The 18,192-nt window shown below is 66.6% G+C and carries 22 protein-coding genes; 9 read left to right on the forward strand and 13 right to left on the reverse strand.

The genetic code is table 11. The annotated features are described in order from the left end of the window. Window positions 1-19: 19 nt before the first annotated feature. The 3 genes from OK015_RS15985 to OK015_RS15995 all read right to left on the reverse strand — a co-directional run bounded on the left by OK015_RS15985 (window position 20) and on the right by OK015_RS15995 (window position 2,377). Complete coding sequence (locus OK015_RS15985; RefSeq protein ID WP_268124317.1) at window positions 20-487, reverse strand: SRPBCC family protein; 468 nt, start codon at window positions 485-487, stop codon at window positions 20-22. 125 nt (window positions 488-612) lie between these two features. Then, window positions 613-2,019 (reverse strand): TIGR00366 family protein, encoded by a 1,407-nt coding sequence (locus OK015_RS15990; RefSeq protein ID WP_268124318.1) that lies wholly within the window; start codon window positions 2,017-2,019, stop codon window positions 613-615. 94 nt (window positions 2,020-2,113) lie between these two features. Then, the gene (locus OK015_RS15995) at window positions 2,114-2,377 is read right to left on the reverse strand and encodes a hypothetical protein (protein WP_268124319.1); all 264 of its coding nucleotides are present in this window, start codon (window positions 2,375-2,377) and stop codon (window positions 2,114-2,116) included. Between the two features lie 134 nt (window positions 2,378-2,511). Here OK015_RS15995 and OK015_RS16000 point away from each other — a divergent pair, with 134 nt between their 5' ends. Genes OK015_RS16000 through OK015_RS16010 form a run of 3 tightly spaced genes read left to right on the forward strand, consistent with a single transcriptional unit; the run spans window position 2,512 to window position 5,840 of the window. Continuing rightward, on the forward strand, window positions 2,512-4,365 hold the full coding sequence (locus tag OK015_RS16000) for a fatty acyl-AMP ligase (RefSeq protein WP_268124320.1): 1,854 nt from the start codon (window positions 2,512-2,514) through the stop codon (window positions 4,363-4,365). Window positions 4,366-4,394: 29 nt separating this feature from the next. Continuing rightward, the gene (locus OK015_RS16005) at window positions 4,395-5,051 is read left to right on the forward strand and encodes a hypothetical protein (protein ID WP_268124321.1); all 657 of its coding nucleotides are present in this window, start codon (window positions 4,395-4,397) and stop codon (window positions 5,049-5,051) included. A 27-nt stretch (window positions 5,052-5,078) separates the two neighbouring features. After that, entirely contained in the window at window positions 5,079-5,840 is a 762-nt protein-coding gene (locus tag OK015_RS16010; protein WP_268124322.1) for a YqjF family protein, read from the forward strand. 7 nt (window positions 5,841-5,847) lie between these two features. Here OK015_RS16010 and OK015_RS16015 read toward each other — a convergent pair whose 3' ends face one another. Then, the gene (locus OK015_RS16015; protein ID WP_268124323.1) at window positions 5,848-6,615 is read right to left on the reverse strand and encodes an SDR family oxidoreductase; all 768 of its coding nucleotides are present in this window, start codon (window positions 6,613-6,615) and stop codon (window positions 5,848-5,850) included. A gap of 58 nt (window positions 6,616-6,673) precedes the next feature. Between OK015_RS16015 and OK015_RS16020 the strand changes: the two genes are divergently transcribed. Further along, window positions 6,674-7,153, forward strand: coding sequence for a nuclear transport factor 2 family protein (locus tag OK015_RS16020; protein WP_268124325.1), 480 nt, complete (start codon window positions 6,674-6,676; stop codon window positions 7,151-7,153). On the opposite strand, the gene OK015_RS16025 is transcribed toward OK015_RS16020, so the two are convergent. Continuing rightward, window positions 7,150-7,905, reverse strand: coding sequence for a DJ-1/PfpI family protein (locus OK015_RS16025; protein ID WP_268124327.1), 756 nt, complete (start codon window positions 7,903-7,905; stop codon window positions 7,150-7,152). The two genes, OK015_RS16020 and OK015_RS16025, sit on opposite strands and share 4 nt — an antisense overlap. 33 nt (window positions 7,906-7,938) lie before the next feature. Next, the gene (locus tag OK015_RS16030; protein WP_268124329.1) at window positions 7,939-8,889 is read right to left on the reverse strand and encodes a GlxA family transcriptional regulator; all 951 of its coding nucleotides are present in this window, start codon (window positions 8,887-8,889) and stop codon (window positions 7,939-7,941) included. A 109-nt stretch (window positions 8,890-8,998) separates the two neighbouring features. Here OK015_RS16030 and tpx point away from each other — a divergent pair, with 109 nt between their 5' ends. Next, a complete protein-coding gene (tpx, locus tag OK015_RS16035; protein WP_268124331.1) occupies window positions 8,999-9,493 on the forward strand; it encodes a thiol peroxidase in 495 nt (164 codons plus the stop codon). A gap of 27 nt (window positions 9,494-9,520) precedes the next feature. On the opposite strand, the gene OK015_RS16040 is transcribed toward tpx, so the two are convergent. Continuing rightward, a complete protein-coding gene (locus OK015_RS16040; protein WP_268124333.1) occupies window positions 9,521-10,021 on the reverse strand; it encodes a hypothetical protein in 501 nt (166 codons plus the stop codon). A gap of 168 nt (window positions 10,022-10,189) precedes the next feature. Here OK015_RS16040 and OK015_RS16045 point away from each other — a divergent pair, with 168 nt between their 5' ends. Continuing rightward, window positions 10,190-10,501 (forward strand): DUF4333 domain-containing protein, encoded by a 312-nt coding sequence (locus tag OK015_RS16045; protein ID WP_268124335.1) that lies wholly within the window; start codon window positions 10,190-10,192, stop codon window positions 10,499-10,501. Here the strand turns inward: OK015_RS16045 and OK015_RS16050 are convergent. The 3 genes from OK015_RS16050 to OK015_RS16060 form a co-directional block, all read right to left on the reverse strand. Continuing rightward, window positions 10,498-11,367: an NAD(P)H-dependent flavin oxidoreductase gene (locus OK015_RS16050; protein ID WP_268132793.1), complete on the reverse strand. Its 870-nt coding sequence runs from the start codon at window positions 11,365-11,367 to the stop codon at window positions 10,498-10,500. The genes OK015_RS16045 and OK015_RS16050 overlap by 4 nt on opposite strands. A 77-nt stretch (window positions 11,368-11,444) precedes the next feature. Then, window positions 11,445-11,825, reverse strand: a complete 381-nt coding sequence (locus OK015_RS16055) for an NYN domain-containing protein (RefSeq protein WP_268124337.1) — start codon at window positions 11,823-11,825, stop codon at window positions 11,445-11,447. Window positions 11,826-11,865: 40 nt separating this feature from the next. Continuing rightward, window positions 11,866-12,294, reverse strand: a complete 429-nt coding sequence (locus OK015_RS16060) for a hypothetical protein (protein ID WP_268124339.1) — start codon at window positions 12,292-12,294, stop codon at window positions 11,866-11,868. A gap of 105 nt (window positions 12,295-12,399) precedes the next feature. Between OK015_RS16060 and OK015_RS16065 the strand changes: the two genes are divergently transcribed. Beyond that, on the forward strand, window positions 12,400-13,584 hold the full coding sequence (locus OK015_RS16065) for an acyl-CoA dehydrogenase family protein (RefSeq protein WP_268124341.1): 1,185 nt from the start codon (window positions 12,400-12,402) through the stop codon (window positions 13,582-13,584). A 14-nt stretch (window positions 13,585-13,598) separates the two neighbouring features. Here OK015_RS16065 and OK015_RS16070 read toward each other — a convergent pair whose 3' ends face one another. Together OK015_RS16070 and OK015_RS16075 are read right to left on the reverse strand one after the other, a co-directional pair. After that, on the reverse strand, window positions 13,599-14,321 hold the full coding sequence (locus OK015_RS16070) for a PE domain-containing protein (protein ID WP_268124343.1): 723 nt from the start codon (window positions 14,319-14,321) through the stop codon (window positions 13,599-13,601). 115 nt (window positions 14,322-14,436) lie between these two features. Further along, a complete protein-coding gene (locus OK015_RS16075; RefSeq protein WP_268124345.1) occupies window positions 14,437-15,336 on the reverse strand; it encodes an alpha/beta fold hydrolase in 900 nt (299 codons plus the stop codon). Between the two features lie 37 nt (window positions 15,337-15,373). Between OK015_RS16075 and OK015_RS16080 the strand changes: the two genes are divergently transcribed. Further along, entirely contained in the window at window positions 15,374-16,276 is a 903-nt protein-coding gene (locus OK015_RS16080) for an NAD-dependent epimerase/dehydratase family protein (RefSeq protein WP_268124347.1), read from the forward strand. A gap of 2 nt (window positions 16,277-16,278) precedes the next feature. On the opposite strand, the gene OK015_RS16085 is transcribed toward OK015_RS16080, so the two are convergent. Continuing rightward, the gene (locus tag OK015_RS16085) at window positions 16,279-17,562 is read right to left on the reverse strand and encodes a hydroxyacid-oxoacid transhydrogenase (RefSeq protein ID WP_268124349.1); all 1,284 of its coding nucleotides are present in this window, start codon (window positions 17,560-17,562) and stop codon (window positions 16,279-16,281) included. 87 nt (window positions 17,563-17,649) lie between these two features. On the opposite strand from OK015_RS16085, the gene OK015_RS16090 reads away from it, so the two are divergent. Beyond that, entirely contained in the window at window positions 17,650-18,120 is a 471-nt protein-coding gene (locus OK015_RS16090; protein WP_268124351.1) for a hypothetical protein, read from the forward strand. Window positions 18,121-18,192 lie beyond the last annotated feature (72 nt).

Genomic DNA, 18,192 nt, shown 5'->3' on the forward strand with positions numbered 1-18,192 from the left:
TGCGTCCCAAAGGGGAGCGTTAGCGGCCGCCGCCCGATTCGCGGTCGGCCGTCTGCACGAGTCGACTCGCAATAAGCTTGACCGCGCCGCCCAGTGCGGCACGCATCAGCGGCCCGGAGCCGCGAACCCCCTCGACGAACGATCCCGACCAGTGGATATCGGTGCCGCCCGCCTGATTCGGGGTCAAGACCACCTCGCCGACGTAGTTCTTTGCCGGGGACGGAGGCGAAATCACCTTGTAGACCTGCCGGCGGTCCTGTTCGAACTCGAGGATCTCTTCCTGCGCGAGGATGGGCCACGCCCCGATCTTGCGAATCGCCCCGACGCCGCCCGGCGCCGGGTCACCTTGGCGCGCCCAGCTCGACTGAACGACCATCGGTCCGGCCCAGGTCGACCAGTTGGCGCCGTCGGCCAGGAGCGCGAATACCGTGGCAGCAGGCGCGCTACTGGTCCGGTTGATCTCGAACGAAAACTTGCGACCAGACATAGCCGCGTACCCTACCGGGACCCGGTCCAGCAGTGCGGGCTCGGTACGCGGCCGGTCGAATCCGGCTGGGAACAGGTCGGTGACGGCGGCATTCAAACCGCGCCCACCCACCGTTTCGGCCGACGTCACAAGACGTGCGGCGCGATCAGGACCGCGGCGCCGGCCACCACGAAGCCGATCAGGAACGCGATCACCGTAAAGCCCATCACCTGACGCACATTGAGCTTCGCGATCGCGAGCACCGGCAACAACCAAAACGGCTGAACCATATTCGCGACACCCTCACCGACGGCCACCGACATCGAGATCAACCCAAGGTACGCCGGCGAGTGTTGGCCGATCGCCAGCGCCGAGCCCACTGCGATTGGACCCTGCACCGCCCAGTGCCCACCGCCGGACGGGACGAACAGCGAAATGAGAACGGAGCCGATGAACGTCAGGAACGGGAGCGTGAACTGATCCGCGCCCCGCACCAGGGCCTCGGCGAGCACTGACTGCAGCGCTGTGCCGGAGCCCGCCGGCAGATAACCGAGCAGGCCTGCGATTCCGCCGTACAACGGATATTGCAGCAGTAGCGGGCCGGACACCTTTGCCGCGCCGGAAAACGCGCGGATAAAGCGAATCGGTGTGCCGTGCAGCAGCGCGCTGGTGACGGTGAACAACATGATCATCGAGGAGATGTTGAGCGCAAAGCCGCTCAGCACGAAATACGTTATGCCGGCGGCGAAGACGAGGACGTTGAGGATCCACAGGCTCTCCAGCCGTTCGGCGAACGTCCGGCGTCCCTGCGGCTTGTCGGGGACGGGCTCTTCGTCGAACACCGCAGGATCGGGCTCGAGACTTTCACTGGGCGCCATCCGCCAGATCGTGATGGCGAGCAGGGCGACCACGGCGAGAACGGCGAGCCAGCTGTAGGGCTGGAAGATCGTCAACCGCAACGGCACGATCGTTCCGGTCATTTTGTGAATCACGTTGATCGGACTGGTCGTATCGGTGTTGGCCAGTGCGATCGACGACGACAGGCCCTGCGTCCAGACGAGGTAGCCCATGAACCCGGTCGCGATCAGGTAGCCGAAATGCACGCCGGACAGCCGCTTTGCGACCTGGCGCGCGACGAGCGCGCCGGCCACCAGGCCCAGTCCCCAGTTCAGCAACGAGAAGACGGTGCTGACGCCGAAGCACAGCAGGGCTCCCTGCACCTGGTTGCTCGGCTTACTAGCGGCCCGGATGATGGCCCGCTTCACGACCGGCGCCTCGGCCAGCGTGTAGCCGGTGACCAGAACTAGCACCATCTGAAACGCGAAAGTGAAGATGTTCTGCGACCCCCACACTCCGCCGTACCAGGCTTTGAGCACGCCGGACGGCGTCGCACCCCGGACCAGCAACGCAACGAGTGCGACCACGATCAGGGTCAGGATGACCGCAAACAAATACGGGTCTGGCATCAAGCGTTCGACATACCGGACGCACAGCATGGTCAGGCGCTGCATGACGCCGCGCCGCTCGACATGTCGGCTTTGTGTGATCGTCATGGCCTGCCTTTACCGCAATGCTGCGCCCGCTTTGTGCGCCCGTTGAACAGTGGAAACGCTCAGGTAACTCCAGATTGGTTGCCGGCGAGTGGCTTTAGATGAACTCGTAGACAAAGACAACGACGATTGCCACCGCGAACATCAGGCCCGCGACGATGACCGCGCGAACGACGGGGGACTGGCGACGGAACCACTGGCGAATCTGCGCGCAGCACCAATCGGTCCAGGCATGGGCACGCGCCGCCCGCATGGCTTCGACCGCCGGCAAGCGGAAGGCGACCAGCAGCGCCGGGATGCCGAACTCGGGGAGCACCACGATGAGCGGAATGGAGGCGATGAGCAACACGCCGCCCAGCACGGCCGGGCCCGGGTCTCGGGTTGCTGGTCGCGAGCGTCCATCGTTGCTCCGTCAGGCCCCCGAAGGCATCGACCCGGACTCTGGCCGACTGATGGAACCGCAGGGCAGCACCGCGACGGACCTAGACTGCGAATATGGATAGCGGTTCCCGACAGGACTCCGTCGCTCCAAAAGGCCTGCTACGAATAGAGGATTGCCTGGACGCCGACGGCGACATCTCGCTGCCGCCGGGAACCACGTTGACGTCTCTGATCGAGCGCAACGTCAACAACGTCGGCGATTCCATCGCGTACCGCTACCTGGACTATGCCCGCTCCGAAGGACATGCCCTCGAGGTGACCTGGGCCCAGTTGGGTGTCCGATTGGAAGCCATCGCCGCGTGCGTCCAGCGGGTCGCGGGCGACGGTGACCGGGTGGCTATTCTCGCCCCCCAAGGCATCGATTACGTCGCCGGCTTCTACGCCGCGATCAAGGCGGGAACCATCGCGGTGCCGTTGTTCGCGCCCGAACTGCCGGGCCACGCCGAGCGGCTGGAGACGGCGCTCCGCGATTCCGAGCCGACCGTGGTGCTCACGACCGCGGCGGCCAAAGATGCGGTGCAAGGCTTTTTGGCCACATGCGCACGGCTACGGCAGCCGCACATCGTCGTCATCGACGAGATTCCCGACGCGGCGGGGGAGTCGTTCGTTCCGGTGCAGGTGGACATCGACCAGGTTTCGCACTTGCAGTACACCTCGGGTGCGACCCGGCCCCCGGTCGGCGTGGAGATTACGCACCGCGCGGTGGGCACCAACCTGACGCAGATGATCCTGTCGATCGATCTGCTGAACCGGAACACCCACGGCGTGAGTTGGTTGCCCCTGTATCACGACATGGGGCTGTCGATGATCGGCTTCCCGGCGGTGTACGGCGGGCATTCCACCCTGATGTCGCCCACCGCGTTTGTGCGTCGGCCGCAGCGCTGGATCCAGGCGTTGGCGGCGGGGTCGAGGGAAGGCAACGTGGTCACCGCCGCGCCGAACTTCGCCTACGAGTGGGCAGCGCAGCGCGGCCTGCCCGCCGCGGGCGACGACATCGACCTGGGCAATGTCGTGCTGATCATCGGGTCGGAGCCGGTCAGCATCGAGGCGATCGAAAAGTTCAACAAGGCGTTCGCTCCGTACGGGTTGCCGCGCACGGCATTCAAGCCCTCTTACGGCATTGCCGAGGCGACGCTGATGATCGCCACGATCGAACCCAGCGCCGAGGCGGCGGTTGTCTACCTCGACCGAGAACGGCTGGGAGCGGGCCACGCGGTGCGCGTCGGCGCGGATGCCCCCAATGCCGTGGCACAGGTGTCGTGTGGCCAGGTCGCCCGCAGCCTGCGCGCGCTGATCGTCAACCCCGACACGGCCGCCGAGCTACCCGACGGCATGGTCGGCGAAATCTGGTTGCAGGGCGACAACGTCGGCCGCGGCTACTGGGGACGCCCCGAAGAAACCGAACGGGCATTCCACGCGCGGCTGCGCTCGCGGCTGGCTGACGGCAGCCGTGCCGAAGGCCCGGCGGCCGAAGGTTCCTGGCTGCGAACCGGCGACTTGGGCGTGTTTCTGGACGGCGAGCTCTACGTCACCGGCCGAATCGCGGATCTGCTGATCGTCGACGGCCGCAACCACTATCCGCAGGACATCGAGGCCACCGCCGCCGAGGCAGCACCGATGGTGCGCCGCGGGTATGTGACGGCATTCTCGGTTCCGGCCACCGACGTGCCGGCAGCCGACACCGCGAACCGGCTGGTGATCATCGCCGAGCGCGCGGCGGGCACCAGTCGCGACGACCCGCAGCCGGCGATCGAGGCGATCAAAACCGCGGTGTCGCACCGCCATGGTCTGACGGTTTCCGACGTGCGCTTGCTGCCGGCGGGCGCCATTCCGCGCACCACCAGCGGGAAGCTGGCGCGGCTGGCCTGTCGCGACCAGTACCTCGGCGGCACACTGGGCGCGCATTAGCAACTCGTCCGGAGTGGCATTCTGGCCGTATGGGTCTGCTCATCCGGCTGGCGGAGTTCTTGATTCTGCTGCTGCCCCTGGTAGGCCTGGCCATCGGTGCCGTTCGCGCGTTCAACGCCACCAAGCGTCGGGCCCAGACCCCGACTGAGCCGGCGCCCGTCCTGCCCGAACCCACCGCCAACGCCTCAGCCGCCCAGTGGCGATCGCTGCGACGAATCGTGGAGGAACACAGCCGGACCGACACACGATGGCTGGACTACGAGCTTGACTTCGTCAAGCTGCTCGACTTCCCGCTGATGACGAATCTGCGCGATCCGCTGACCGTCGCCTTTCACAAAGCCAAGCTTCGGGCGGACCTGCTGCGGCCGGTCCAAGCCGAAGATCTCCTCGACGACCGCGAGGCCGTGGCGCGCTATCAAGCTGCCGTCGAGGATTACGTGACCGCGTTCAACGTCGCGGAGGCGGAGGCAATACGCCGGCGCCGCAACGGCTTTTCCCGGGACGAACAACAGCGGATCGCTCGCGCCCAGAGCCTGTTGAGGATGGCGTCGAACTCGGCCGCGGCGCCGCAAGAACGCCAGCATGCCTACCAGTCGGCACGTAGAGAACTCGAAGGCCTGATCGTGTTGCCCGCCAGTACACAGTCCAGCATCGAGCACGGGATCTCCGGTGAGATTGCGGGATAGGCCGCGCGGACGTGCCACGATGACCAAATGACCACGCCCGGGCAGCCGGACCGACCTGATGGGGCGCTCGTCGGCTACCCCGTCACCGCGCCGCCCCTGCCCGGCCCGGTCACCTTCGACCAGCAGTGGAGCGACCTGACGTTCGTTCACTGGCCGGTGAAACCCGACAGCGTCGCGCACCTGTACCCGCCCGGGACGCGCCCCGACGTTTTCGACGACGGACTGACCTACGTGGCCTTGGTCCCATTCATGATGAGAAGCACCAAAGTCGGTACCGCGCTTCCGCTTCCGTATTTCGGCGGCTTCCTGGAGACCAATGTCCGGCTGTATTCGATCGATGACGCCGGCCGGCACGGCGTCCTCTTCCGATCCCTGGAAACGGCCCGCCTGGCCGTGGTACCGGTGACCCGGATCGGCCTCGGCGTCCCCTACACGTGGGCGAAGATGCGGATGATCCGCGACGGCGACCATCTCTCGTATTGCAGCGTGCGCCGGTGGCCGCGCCGCGGCCTATGCAGCCGGCTGACCGTCGCCATCGGTGACGCGGTGCAGCCGACACCGCTCGAGGTCTGGCTGACCGCTCGCTGGGGGGCGCACACTCGATCGGGCGGCCGGACCTGGTGGGTGCCGAACGAGCACGGACCGTGGCCGTTTCGCGCGGCGCACATCGTCGAGTTGAGCGACGAACTGGTCGACGCAGCTGCGGTGCGGCCGACGGGCGATCGCCTGCGCGCTCTCTTTTCACCGGGTGTACGAACCCGCTTCGGCCGCCCGTGGCTGGTTCAGTGACGCGATCTCACGGGATGCTGTAGCCGCCGTCGATCACGACGTCGGAACCCGTCATGTAGCTCGACGCGTCGCTCGCCAGGTAGACGTAGAGGCCCGTGAGTTCCTCCGGCCGGCCGATGCGGCCGAGCGGAATTTTCGGCTCCCACTGCCGGTGGTACTCCGCCATCGGTTCGACGAGTTCGGTGCGAATGTAGCCCGGGCTAACGCTGTTCACCCGGATGTTGTGCGGCGCAAGCTCCACTGCCAGCGCCTTGGTCAGCTGGATGACCGCGGCCTTCGAGGTGCAGTAGTGGCCCACCTGCTGCGGGATGTTGATGATGTGGCCGGACATCGAGGCGGTGTTGATGATGACCCCACCGCGGCCTTGGCTGACCATCGCCCGCGCGGCTGCCTGCGCGGTGAGGAATACGCCGGTCACATTCGTGTCCTGGATGGCCTGGAATTCTTCCGGCGACATGTCCAGCATCGCTTTCAGATTGATGATGCCGGCGTTGCAGACGGCGATGTCGATGCCACCCAACTCGGCGGTCACCTGGTCGACCATTCGGTTCACCTGATCGGGTTGGGTCACGTCGCAGCTGATTGGCATGACCCTGCCACCGACCGGGGCGAGCTCCGCGGCGACCATTTCCAGCACTTCGGAATGCCGCGCGGCGATGGCGACTTGTGCACCGGCCTGCAGGTACGCCTGCGCCACCTTTTTGCCGATGCCGCTGGACGCCCCGGTCACCAAAGCGGTCCTACCGTGCAGATCAAACAGGTCCAACACGCTCATTCGATATCCCTATCCAGACGAGCAACGCAAAACCAGAACACGTTCTAGTGTGTCCGCTATGGGCAACTTCAGCAGAGCCGAAATCGAACGAGCCGTCGAGCACTACACAACTGTGGCGGAAGGGTGCAGTGCCTCCGGCGATTGGGCACCGTTTGCGGATTTATTCACGGAGGACGTTGTCTACATCGAGCACCATTACGGCGTCTTTCACGGCCGCGAGGCGGTGCGGGAATGGATCGTTGCCGTGATGGCCCCGTTTCCGCACATGCGCTTTCCCAGCGACTGGATTGCCTACGACGACGACAATGACGCGGTCGTCATCATGATCAAGAATCTGCTCGACCACCCGACCGACCCGAACGGGGAGCCGTTCTGGTTCCCGAACTGGACCCGCCTGGTCTACGCCGGCAACGGCCTGTTCTCCAGCGAGGAGGACATCTACAACCCGAACCGCGATGCGCCGGGCGCTGTCGCGGCATGGATGCAGGCCGGCGGGCAGTTCGCGTCAACCGAGTTCCTGCAGCCCAACCCGAGCTAGGCCTTCGGAGAAACCGCAGCGAGGTCCGGCTGCCGCTTGCGTCGACGTGACCGGACCGCCGACAGCGCCTGCTCCCAGGCGATCATCGTCGTCGCCTTGAGGTTGGCCGGCTTGGCGCTGTCCTTCGAAAGCAGTGCAGTGGCAGCGGCTTTGGTGGCCGCGGACGCCTTCGACATGTGACCGGAGTCGAACGGTGGCTGCGGGTCGTATTCGATTGCGAGCTGGATCGCCTTGGCACGGCCTTCGCCGCCGACCTCGCCGGCCAGCCAGAAGGCCAGGTCAAGTCCGGCGGATACCCCCGCACTGGTGATGACGTCGTCGGCACGCACCACCCGCTCGTCGCTGACCGGAGTGACGCCGAATCCCTTCAGCAGGGGTAGCGCCAGCCAATGCGACGTCGCCCGCCGGCCCTCGAGCAGGCCGGCCGCGGCCAGGATCACCGAGCCCGAGCACACCGACGCCGTCCAGCGAGCGGTGCGATGCGCCCCGCGCAGCCAGTCCAGCAGCACCTCGTCCCGTGCGTGCACCGGGGTCGACGGGCCGCCCGGCACGAGAATGATGTCGGGCGAAGGGGTTTCGGCCAGCGAATGCGTGGCGCCGATGACCAGCACCCCGGAGTCGGCCGTGATCGGCCCGGATTCATGCCAGACGAACCGCACCTCGGCCCCGGGCAAAGTACGCAGCACCTCGTAGGGTCCGATCATGTCCAGCGCGGTGAATCCGGGGTAGGCCACGAATGCGATCTGGATCATCGGTGCGGTCCTGTCTGACTAAGGCATCAATAACTAAGCAAAGGCCTTGCGGTACTGGTCCGGCGAAACGCCGATACGCCGAATGAAGTTGCGCCGCATGGTTTCCGCGGTGCCGAAGCCACACCGGGCCGCGATCGCGACGACCGTGTCGTCGGTCTCTTCCAACTGCCGGCGCGCGGCTTCGGTGCGGACGCGTTCGACGTAGTGGCCCGGCGCCTCACCGACCTCGTCGGTGAACACCCGGGTGAAATGACGCGGGCTCATCGTCGCCCGGCGGGCCAGATCACCGATGCTGTGCGCGTCGCCCGGTTGCGCCTCGATGGCCTCCTGCACCTCGCGGATGCAGGTGCGTTTGGCGCGCGGCATCCACACCGGAGCCGCGAATTGCGTCTGCCCGCCGGGGCGGCGCAAATACAACACCATCCAGCGGGCGACCGTCTGCGCGGTCTCGGTTCCGTAGTCGTCCTCGACGAGGGACAGCGTGAGGTCGATGCCCGCGGTGACACCGGCGGCCGTCCACACCGTGTCCGAAGTCCGGACGAAGATCGGATCGGCATCGACCTCGATGGCGGGAAACTCGTTGGCCAGACGCTCGGCGAAGGCCCAGTGGGTGGTCGCGCGATGGCCGTCCAGTAGCCCTGCCTCGGCGGCGAGGAAGGCGCCCGTGCAGACGGTGACGACGCGGCGGGCGTTGCCCGCGACCGCCTTGATCCAGGCCATCAGGTCCGCATCTTGGCGAGCGGCATCGATGCCACCGCCGCCGGGCAATACGACCGTGTCGATCTGCTCGTCCGGATCCGGCAGCGGGGTGCCCACGAACGCGAGGCCGGTCCCGGTGCTGATCGGCTGTCCGTCGACCGAGGCCATGACGACGTCGTAGCCGCCGTTGGTCAGCAGCGATGCGCCGGTGAACACGTCGTGTGGCCCGACCACATCGAGTGCCTGCACACCCGGAAAGCCGACGATAACGACCTTGCGAACCATGGATTCAGTGTTCGCCGGACCAGGGCATGTCGTCTAGGCCTAGTACCCCACGAATCAGGACATCGGACCTGGCCCCAGCCCGCGCGGTCGGCCTTGGCAGACTGTGCCCATGGCACAGATAACCTTGCGTGGAAACCCGATCAACACCATCGGCGAGCTTCCTGCCGTCGGCTCGAAAGCCCCAGCCTTCAATTTGACCGGCTCCGACCTGGGCACGGTCAGCAGCGACCAGTTCAGCGGTAAGTCCGTGCTGTTGAACATCTTTCCGTCCGTGGACACCCCGGTGTGCGCGACGAGCGTGCGGAAATTCAACGAGCGTGCCGCCGGGGGTGGTGCGACCGTGGTGAACGTGTCGAAGGATCTGCCGTTCGCGCAGAAGCGCTTCTGCGGTGCGGAGGGCATCGAAAACGTCACCACGGCGTCGGCATTCCGCGACAGCTTCGGCGAGGACTACGGCATCACGATCACCGACGGCCCGATGGCCGGGCTGCTGGGCCGGGCCGTCGTGGTGATCGGCGCCGACGGCAACGTCGCCTACGCGCAACTGGTTCCCGAGATCGCCGAGGAGCCGGATTACGAGGCGGCGCTGGCAGCGCTGGGCTGACCTTCGGCCTACCGGACGCGCTGCCGCTCAAGTGGGCGTCAGCGTGAACGGCAGCCAGTAGACGCCCGGACCAGCTCCGGGGCATCCGGGTGCGCCGACGGTGAAAGTCCTTTCCCCGCGGAAACTTCCGTCACCGTTGGGCATCAGGAAGTCGGACCGCTTGGTGTCTACCGTGCTGCCGTCGTCGCAGTGGAACGGATAGTCCGAGTGCGAGACCCAGCTGTCGTTGGCCCACTGGTAGTCGAAGAAGGTAGGCGCATTCGGGTTGTCCGCCAACCTGTCGACCAGCAGCCAGTGCGCGACGCAACCGGAGGCGTCGCAAGTGGTGGTGAAGTTGGCGGGCTGTATCGACGGTTCCGACGGCCGCGGTTGGCCATTGAATGTCTCCTTCGAATGATCGAGGAAAGTGTCGTAGGCACCGTTGAGGGGGACGGGTGGGGACCAGTCCGCACCAGCGACCGGCGCCGCGACGACAGCGGTGACGACTGCGGCGGGCCACGCGGCTCGTGCGAGACATCGAAGGACCATCGGCGGTCACTGTAGCCCGACCCCACGCCGGGTTCCCCGGAACGCGGGCATTCGTTTGCGGCACCGAACTTTCGCCGCTTCTGAGCTGTAGCGTCAGCGCCGGCCCGTGTTAGCCTGTCGATTCCCGTCGCGCCAGCCTCGGGCTCCGCAGACCAAGGAGCAACCGGCATGAATATGAGGACCGGCGCCGTGGCGGCGGCCGTAGCTGTCAGCCTGATGAGCGTGCTGGCGGCCGGCTGCAGTAGCAAGCCGACCGTCAGGCCCGACGGGGCAGCACAGTCGGTCGTCGACGTCGTCGCCAAGCAGACCGGTTTTCATCCCAACGATGTGCACTGCCCATCCGGCGTCGAGGCCAAGGTCGGTGTGCAGTTCGACTGTCACTTCACCGGCCCGGAGGACAAGGAGTACGTCGCCAACATGAAGATCACCAAGGTCGACGGCGGACAGGTCGACTTCGCCGTCAACACCCACCCGAGCTAGGCCCGGAACCGATCCGCGGTGGCGGCCAGCACCTCGCGGCAGCCGGTCCACATTTGCTTGATGATCTCGGCAGCCGGCGGGAGGTCGTCGATCCGGCCGGCGACCTGGCCGGTATTGGCGACGCTGGCGTCCATGTCACCCTGGAAATAGAGACGCTGCACGCGTTGCAGAGCCGCGCCACCCTCCTCGAAAGACGCTGACCTGTCCAGCTTTTCGGCGGCCGCAGTCCGGATGACGCGCATCATCCGGTTGCCGTCGAGGGGGAGCAGCACGGTGCCGGTCTCATCGGCCGCCACGACCGCTTGTTTGAGGTTGCCGTGCACCGGCGAGTCCGCCGAGGCCAGCAACCGGGTGCCCATCTGGACGGCCTCGGCGCCGAGCACGAACGCGGCGGCCATTGATCGGGCGTCGCAGATTCCTCCCGCCGCCACAATCGGGACGTCGACGTGAGCGGCCACCAATGGCAGCAGCACCATGGTCGAGGCCCCGAACCGGTTCTTGAACCCGCCGCCCTCGACTCCCTCGACGACGAGCCCGTCGACTCCGGCGTCGACGGCCTTCTTGGCCGCGGCCAGGGTGCCCACCACGTGGAACACGGTGATCCCGGCATCGTGGAGCCGATCGGTGAACAGCGAGGGGCTCCCGGCCGAGGTGGTCACGAAGCGAATGCCGTTGGCGACGAGCAGGTCTACGACCGTCGGATCCCGGTTGAACAGCAGTGCGATGTTCGCGCCCACCGACCCCCTGGTGAGGCCCCGCACGCGTCGCACGTCGGCCCGCCCCTGATCGGACGTCGTCTCGATGATGCCCAACGCGCCCGCGTTCGACACCGCGGCGGCGAGCTGGGCGCCGGCGATGTAGGTCATCGGCGCTTGGATGATCGGGATGTCGATCTGTGCGATTTCGCAAACCCGATTGATCGCGGGCTCGGCCCGGCCGGCGGTCATCGCTCCCGCGGATCGACGAGTTCACGGAAACACTCCGCTCCGAAGACGGAGGCACCCAGGCGTCGTACCCGATCGGCGAGCGCCCGATCGGACGTCACGACTCGGATCTCGTCCGCCCGGGCGGCGGCGTGAACCAGCCGGACGATCTCGTCGTCGGCCGAGTTCGCCGCCGCCTTGGGCGCATGCGCGACCTCGATCACCGTCGACGTCATCGCCGTCTTCGGCGGCCGCTCGAATACCACTGTCACCGCGTCTCCTTGCGTGCAGGCCCAGCTGTCCAACTTGTCTACCAAAGCGACCATGGCACGCTCGCGGTCCTTCCACCAACCGTCCGGCCGACTGCCGATGACGTTCATTCCGTCGACGATCCACCGCACCAGCCCACAGTAGGGCCGACGCGCTGCGCCGCAATAATTTTCACCACATCAGCACAAAGCGGAACACGACTAGTCCGGTCAGTGCCAGCAACTGAGGCCAGGGGCGCCAGGGCCCATCTTGAATCGCATACGACATCTCTTTGAGCGGCGAGCTCGGCGGCGCAGCGGCGCGCGCTGCCGAGACCGGACGGTGGAACTGGTCGCCGCGGTGTTGTTGTGGCGCGGTATCGAGGCGGTCAGCTTCCTGGGTGGACTGTGGATTGGTGCGACGCTGATTCAGTTGTATTTCCACCAGTACGGTGAACGCCATCGTCGCGAGGTCGGACGTGGTGGTGGCCGACGGTTTGTCACCGTATTGCTGGTCGAGCAGCGGGCGGCGCCGGCGGTAAGGCAGCGCGAAAAACGCGAACTTGACGATGATGTGAATGCCCAGCACTACGACGACGACAGTGGCAATGGTGTCGAGCATCAAGTGTCCCCTTGACTTTAGTAACCCGCGATTTTGATGGCTAGACACTTTGAGTAATTGGTACGGTCACCGGTATCAGTATCCCGAATTCGATGAGGAGCGCCGATGACGTCGTTAGCCGACACGAGCGACCGCGTGGTCTCGCTGGCTCGTGGCATGCGGGACCTCGTGCAAGAGCAAGCCGCGGAGTCCGAGCGGATCCGTACGCTTTCGGCGCCGATCGTCGACGAGATGTGGGCCAGCGGACTGATGTCGTCGTTCAACCCCGCCGAGGCCGGTGGTATCGAGCCGTCCTTTACCGAGATGATCGAAACCTGGATCGAAATGGCTTGGCAGGATGGATCATTCGGCTGGGTCGGCATCGCTAACCTACCATCGTCGTTCGCCGCGGCAGCCTACCTGCCCGACGAGGGTTTCACCGAGGTGTTCACCGCTCACGATAACCACGTGACCATGGGTGGACAGTTCTTTCCCAACGGACAGGGTACGGCTGTCGAGGGCGGCTATCTGCTGAACGGAGCGTGGAGCTTCGGTTCCGGCATCGGCCACTCCGAATATGTTGCCGCCGGATTCCTGCCGGTGGACAACGGGGAGATGCGCTGGGTCAGCGAAGGCCTGCCCGAGATGCACGTGGCTGTGCTGCCGCGCGACCAGGTCAGCTTCAACGACGGATGGCACGTTCAGGGCCTCAAGGGAACCGGCTCCTACGACTACAGCGTCTCCGATGTGTTCGTCCCGCAGAGCCGCACGTTCGAATTGTTCGCCCGTCAACCTCATCGCGGAACATCGCCGGCCACCCGGATGGGACTGATGCCCGTCACCGCGGCCGGCCACGCATCGTGGGCACTGGGCGTCGCCAAGAGCATGCTCGACGACGTTCAAGAACTGGCCGCCACCAAATTCCGGATGAGCGACATGGCGTCACTGGCCAGCCGCCCCACCTTCCAGAAGGGGCTGGCACACCATCGCGCGGCCTGGCGCGCCGCGCGTCTTCTGGTGCTCGACGCCTTCACCACGGCCGAGGCCGCGGTGGCCGCGGGTGACGACCTCACGCCGGCCCTGCGCGCGGACATGCGGGTAGCCGCCGTCTACGCCACCGATACGGCCCGCAGCTGCGCCGAATGGGCCCACCTGGTCGCGGGGACAAGCTCGATCCGCGAAGGCACCCGGCTCGAGCGCGCCTTCCGCGATATCTATACCGGCACCCAACACGCCTTCATCAGCGAGAAAGTCGCCATCGACGTGGCGCAGATCTGGCTGGGCATCATCGACGATCAGCCGGGGCTGTAAACCGGTAAGCCCGGTCAGAGCACCTGCTCACCCGGCTTGGCGTCGGACTCTTTGGAGTCGTGGGTGCCGTCGTCGTCGGTGAGCGAGGACGCCAGGGCCGGCCCGGCTCCCCCCGCAGCGGCTCCGCCCATGCCGCCCTGACCGACCGAGCCCAGCGACGAGCCGAGCGAACTCAGGGTGCTCAACGGCGCGCTGCCCGCGCTGAGCAGCGTTGAAGCCGCGCTCATCGCCGAGGGTGTGGCCGCCGCGCCGGCCGCCGGGGTGGGCGCGATGGCCCCTTCGACCAAGTTGGCCAACGCCGGTGTGCGGGCCGGCGTCCCGGCCGCACCGGGCACCGCTTCCGCGCGCAACAGCCCGGCAGCCGCGCCGGGGTTCGCCAACCGGCGGGACACGGGGGCGGCGGCGTAGCCGAATTCGACGGCGCCACTGCGCGCCGCGTTGGTTTCCAGGGTGCCCGCGGCGGCCGCGTCGGTCTGCGCGTACATCCGGGTGATGTTCACCAGCGCCGCGCCCGTGCGCGAAATCTCTTGGTGTGCCGCGGCATGGGCGGCCAGCGTCTTGCCGGCTTCGGCGGCAAACGCCATGGCGGCCTGCATCGAGATCTCCTCGGCGCCCGCGGGCACCAGCGCGGTCATCGTCGGCGCGGCGGCGGCGCCGGTGGCGATGGCGGTGAGGCCCATTTCCGTCAATCGCCCACCGATGACGGCAACGGCCGGATCGTGCGACATGGATGTCATGTGCGTCCTGCTCCTTGGTTTATGTGCGCGGACACCGTGGCGGAATGCATTGATTCTACCGAGGCCCCCGGGTGCCGGAGGCACAAATCTCGGCCGCCCAGCGATCGGAATCCCCTCAGAGGTGGGTCAACAACCGATCGGTGAATTCTTCGGGATGTTCTCGGTGCATGAAATGTCCGCCGCAAACTTCTTCGACGATGTAGTCGTCCTCGAACATCCGCGCGGCGCCCCGGTAGTCCGAGGGCTCGGCGACTGGATCATCGAGTCCGGCAAAGGCGATCGTGGGCACCTTGATTCGCGCCTTCAGGGACGCGCTCGGTATGGGGGAGAGTTTGCGGTAGTAGCCGAACGCGGCATTCAGGCTTGCCGGATTCGCAAAGCATGTGCGCACGGCGTCGAATTCACTCGGATCGGGCTCCCACGCCGGGGACCACCGCCGGCAGATGGCGGGCAGCGCCGCGAAGTCGTTGCGCGCGAAGCGCTTCGCCGCCCCCGGCAGCTTGTACGCGACGAAATGGCGTACCCCCCAAGCCTTCCGCAGCGTTGGTCGGAGGGTTCCCGGGTGTGGAATCCCAATCACGATAAGCTTTTTCACGCGGTCCGGGCCGAGCGCGGCTGCGCCGTACGCGGCCAACGCTCCCCAATCGTGGCCGATCGCGATGGCGTCGCGCGCCCCGAGCGCCTCGATCAACGCCAGCGGATCGCGCGCCAAGGTCTCCTGATCCGGATCGCGATCTGGGATTCCGCTGGGGTCATACCCCCGCATGTACGGGCTCACCGCGCGATAGCCCTTCGCGGCGATTCGCCCCCGCAGTTGGTCCCAGGAATGCGCGGTGTCGGGGAAGCCGTGCAGCATCAGCACGAGGGGCCCCGAGCCCTCCTCGAGGTAGGCGAATCTGAGTCCGTTCGCGTCGACGAACTGCACCGAATCAGCCATGACGCGCGCGACGTTACGCCTGTCGCCGGGGCGTGGCGAGACCGGCGAACGCCGCTGCACGACCTCGTCGGCTCCCACCGGCCGACGGTATCCCGCGCGTCGCTACCATCAGCGCATGCGCGGCTCAAAGATCCTGATCACCGGTCCGACCGGACAAGTTGCCACCCCCGTCGCCAAGGCGCTGGCAGCCGACAACGAAGTGTGGGGCATCGCCCGGTTCACCAATTCCACGGTTCGAGAGGACCTCGAGAATGCGGGTGTGCGGTGCCAGACGGTTAACCTCGCCGCGGGCGACTTCGCCGATCTGCCAAACGACTTCGACTACGTCCTCAATCTTGCGGTCGCCAAGAGTGGCCACTGGGACAAGGATCTGGCAGCCAACGCCGAATCCGTCGGACTCCTGATGGCGCATTGCCGTACCGCAAAAGCGTTCGTGCACTGCTCATCTGGGGCGGTTTACGACCCGCCGGGCGACGAAGTCCGAACCGAGGACGCCGCGTTGGGCGACAACCACAAACCGTTGTTCCCCACCTACTCCATCTCCAAAATCGCCGGCGAGGTCGTCGCCCGCACGATGGCGCGCGCCCTGGGCGTACCCACTACCATCGCCCGCCTCAACGTTCCCTACGGCGACAACGGCGGCTGGCCGTTCTACCACATGGAGATGATGCTGGGCGGCATCCCGATTCCCGTTCCGGCCGGCGGCCCGGCCCGCTACACCCCGATCCACGAGGACGACATCATCGCCACCATCCCCAAACTGTTCGAGGTGGCGTCGGTCCCGGCCACCACCCTTAACTGGTGCGGCGAGCAGACGGTCAGCCTGCAGGAGTGGTGTACCTACCTCGGATCGCTGGTCGGCAAGGAGCCGGTGTTCGAGGAGAGCCCGCAGGCGCTGCGTGGCAATCCCACCGACGCGAGCCGGATGCGAGAGCTGGTCGGTACCGCGACAGTCGACTGGCGCGACGGTATGCGCCGGATGGCGACCAAGTTCCACCCCGAGCTGGTCAGCGCGTAGCGCTACCAATAGCGCATCGCGCGGCCGAACAAGTCGGCCAGAACCGGCTTACTCATCTCTCGCGGAGCGTTCTGTAACAGGCGCTGCTGAGGGAAGGCGCCTTCGGTGAGAGCTTCGATGTCGTCGTCGGTGTAGCCCACCCCGCTCAACCCGTTGGGCATGCCCACCGCACGCATGATGCGGATGATCTCCGTGGCGAGCACTTCGCCCGCATCATCTGGACCGGCGCCTCGGGTGTCGGCGCCGAGCAGTCGGGCCGCCTCGGTGTGCCGCTGCGGGCTGGCCTGGGCCGTGAAACGAAATACCGCGGGCGCGTTGACAATGACCGACATGCCGTGCGGCACGATCGGCTCGTCGGGCGGGTAACCCGAGGGTCGGAAATCACGCACCAGTCCCGCCACCGCGTAAGCCATGCCGTGCGGCGCGTGAACGCCCGCGTTGCCGAACGCAATACCCGCAAGCGTCGCGGCCCACATCATCTGCTCGCGCGCCTCGCTGTCGGCGGCGTCCCGCACCGCCCGCTCCAAGTTGCGGCCCAGCACCCGCAGCGCCTCACTGCAGCCCAGGTCGCTCCACGGATTGGCGCCCTGACTCATCGGCCGCAGGCTGGGCCGCGGGGGAGCGGGCCGGTGAACGTAGGGCCGCGCGGTGTAGGACTCCAGGGCGTGCGACAGCACGTCCAGGCCCGCCGCGGCCACGACTCCGCCGGGCAGGCTGGCGGTGCAATCCGGGTCGACGAGCGCTTCGGTGGGCCGCAATGCGGGCGACGCGATCCCGGTCTTCACCGTCAGTGACAGCAGGTCGAAAATCGCGATACCGGTTACCTCGCTGCCGGTACCGGCAGTGCTGGGGCAGGCGATGTGCGGCTTGAGCGGTCCGGGTACCGGTTTGCCGTCGCCGATCGGCGCATTGACGTAGGCCAGGAAGTCTGCCGGATAGGTGGCGTACAGATTGGCGGCCTTGCAGGTGTCGATGACCGAACCACCACCCAGCGAAACGTAGCCGTCGGGCTTCACCTCCTGGGCGAAGCGCGTCGCTTCGGCGAAAGACGCGTCCGTCGGTTCGACGTGAACCTCGGTATAGCTGACGACGTCCAGCCCGGCCGCGACCAGCGAGTCGCGTGCCGTGGCGAAGATGGGCAGGCCGGCGACGCTGGCATCGGAGAACAAGGCCACCCGCCGCAGGCCTAGCGCGCCGGCGCGCTCGCCCAACTCCGCGAGACACCCGCGCCCGAAGGTGATTCGAGAGGAGTCGACGGTGAAGGCTCCGTCGCAGCCATCAGCCACAGCTGGGAAATCGCAGCACGCCATCCCTCTATAAAACACTCGCACGCAGCAATGGCGGTCGGGTTGGTCCGCGGGCAAGATGCACCCATGCCGCTCTACGTGCGTCACACCCGCTCGTCGCGCATCGTCGAGCTGCCGCGCCGGATCTGCGGCAAATTGGCCGAACATGCCGCGTCTCACCAGATCGACCTCAACGATGTCCAGGTGTGGCTCACGCATAGCGAAAACCCGCCGGCCAGTTCGATATTCGGCAAGTTGTTACGCCGCCGGGCAAATCCGGTCGATCCCGACGACGAGCACTGGACCGCGTTGGTGCTGCATCCCACGCAACTACTCGTGGCCTCCGACGGCGCAAAGCGCGGGACCGCGGTGATATCCGTGCCGTTGGCGCAGGCGTCCATCACCGCGGAAGCCGGCTACGGCGATCCGGCCGGATTCACGATCACCGGCTTGCCCGGCGAGCAATCCGGCAGCTACTACGTCGGGCTCGGACCCGAACCCGACGCGGCCGACTGCGTTTCGGCAGTGCGCGAGGCGATCAGCGCGGCCAAGCGCTAGACATCGAGCCACCGCGACACACACCCGGCACGACGCAATCTTGACCGCGCTACGCCCACAATGCTAAGCAGA

Origin of the sequence: Mycobacterium sp. Aquia_216, from assembly GCF_026723865.1 — a bacterium.
GTDB lineage: Bacteria > Actinomycetota > Actinomycetes > Mycobacteriales > Mycobacteriaceae > Mycobacterium.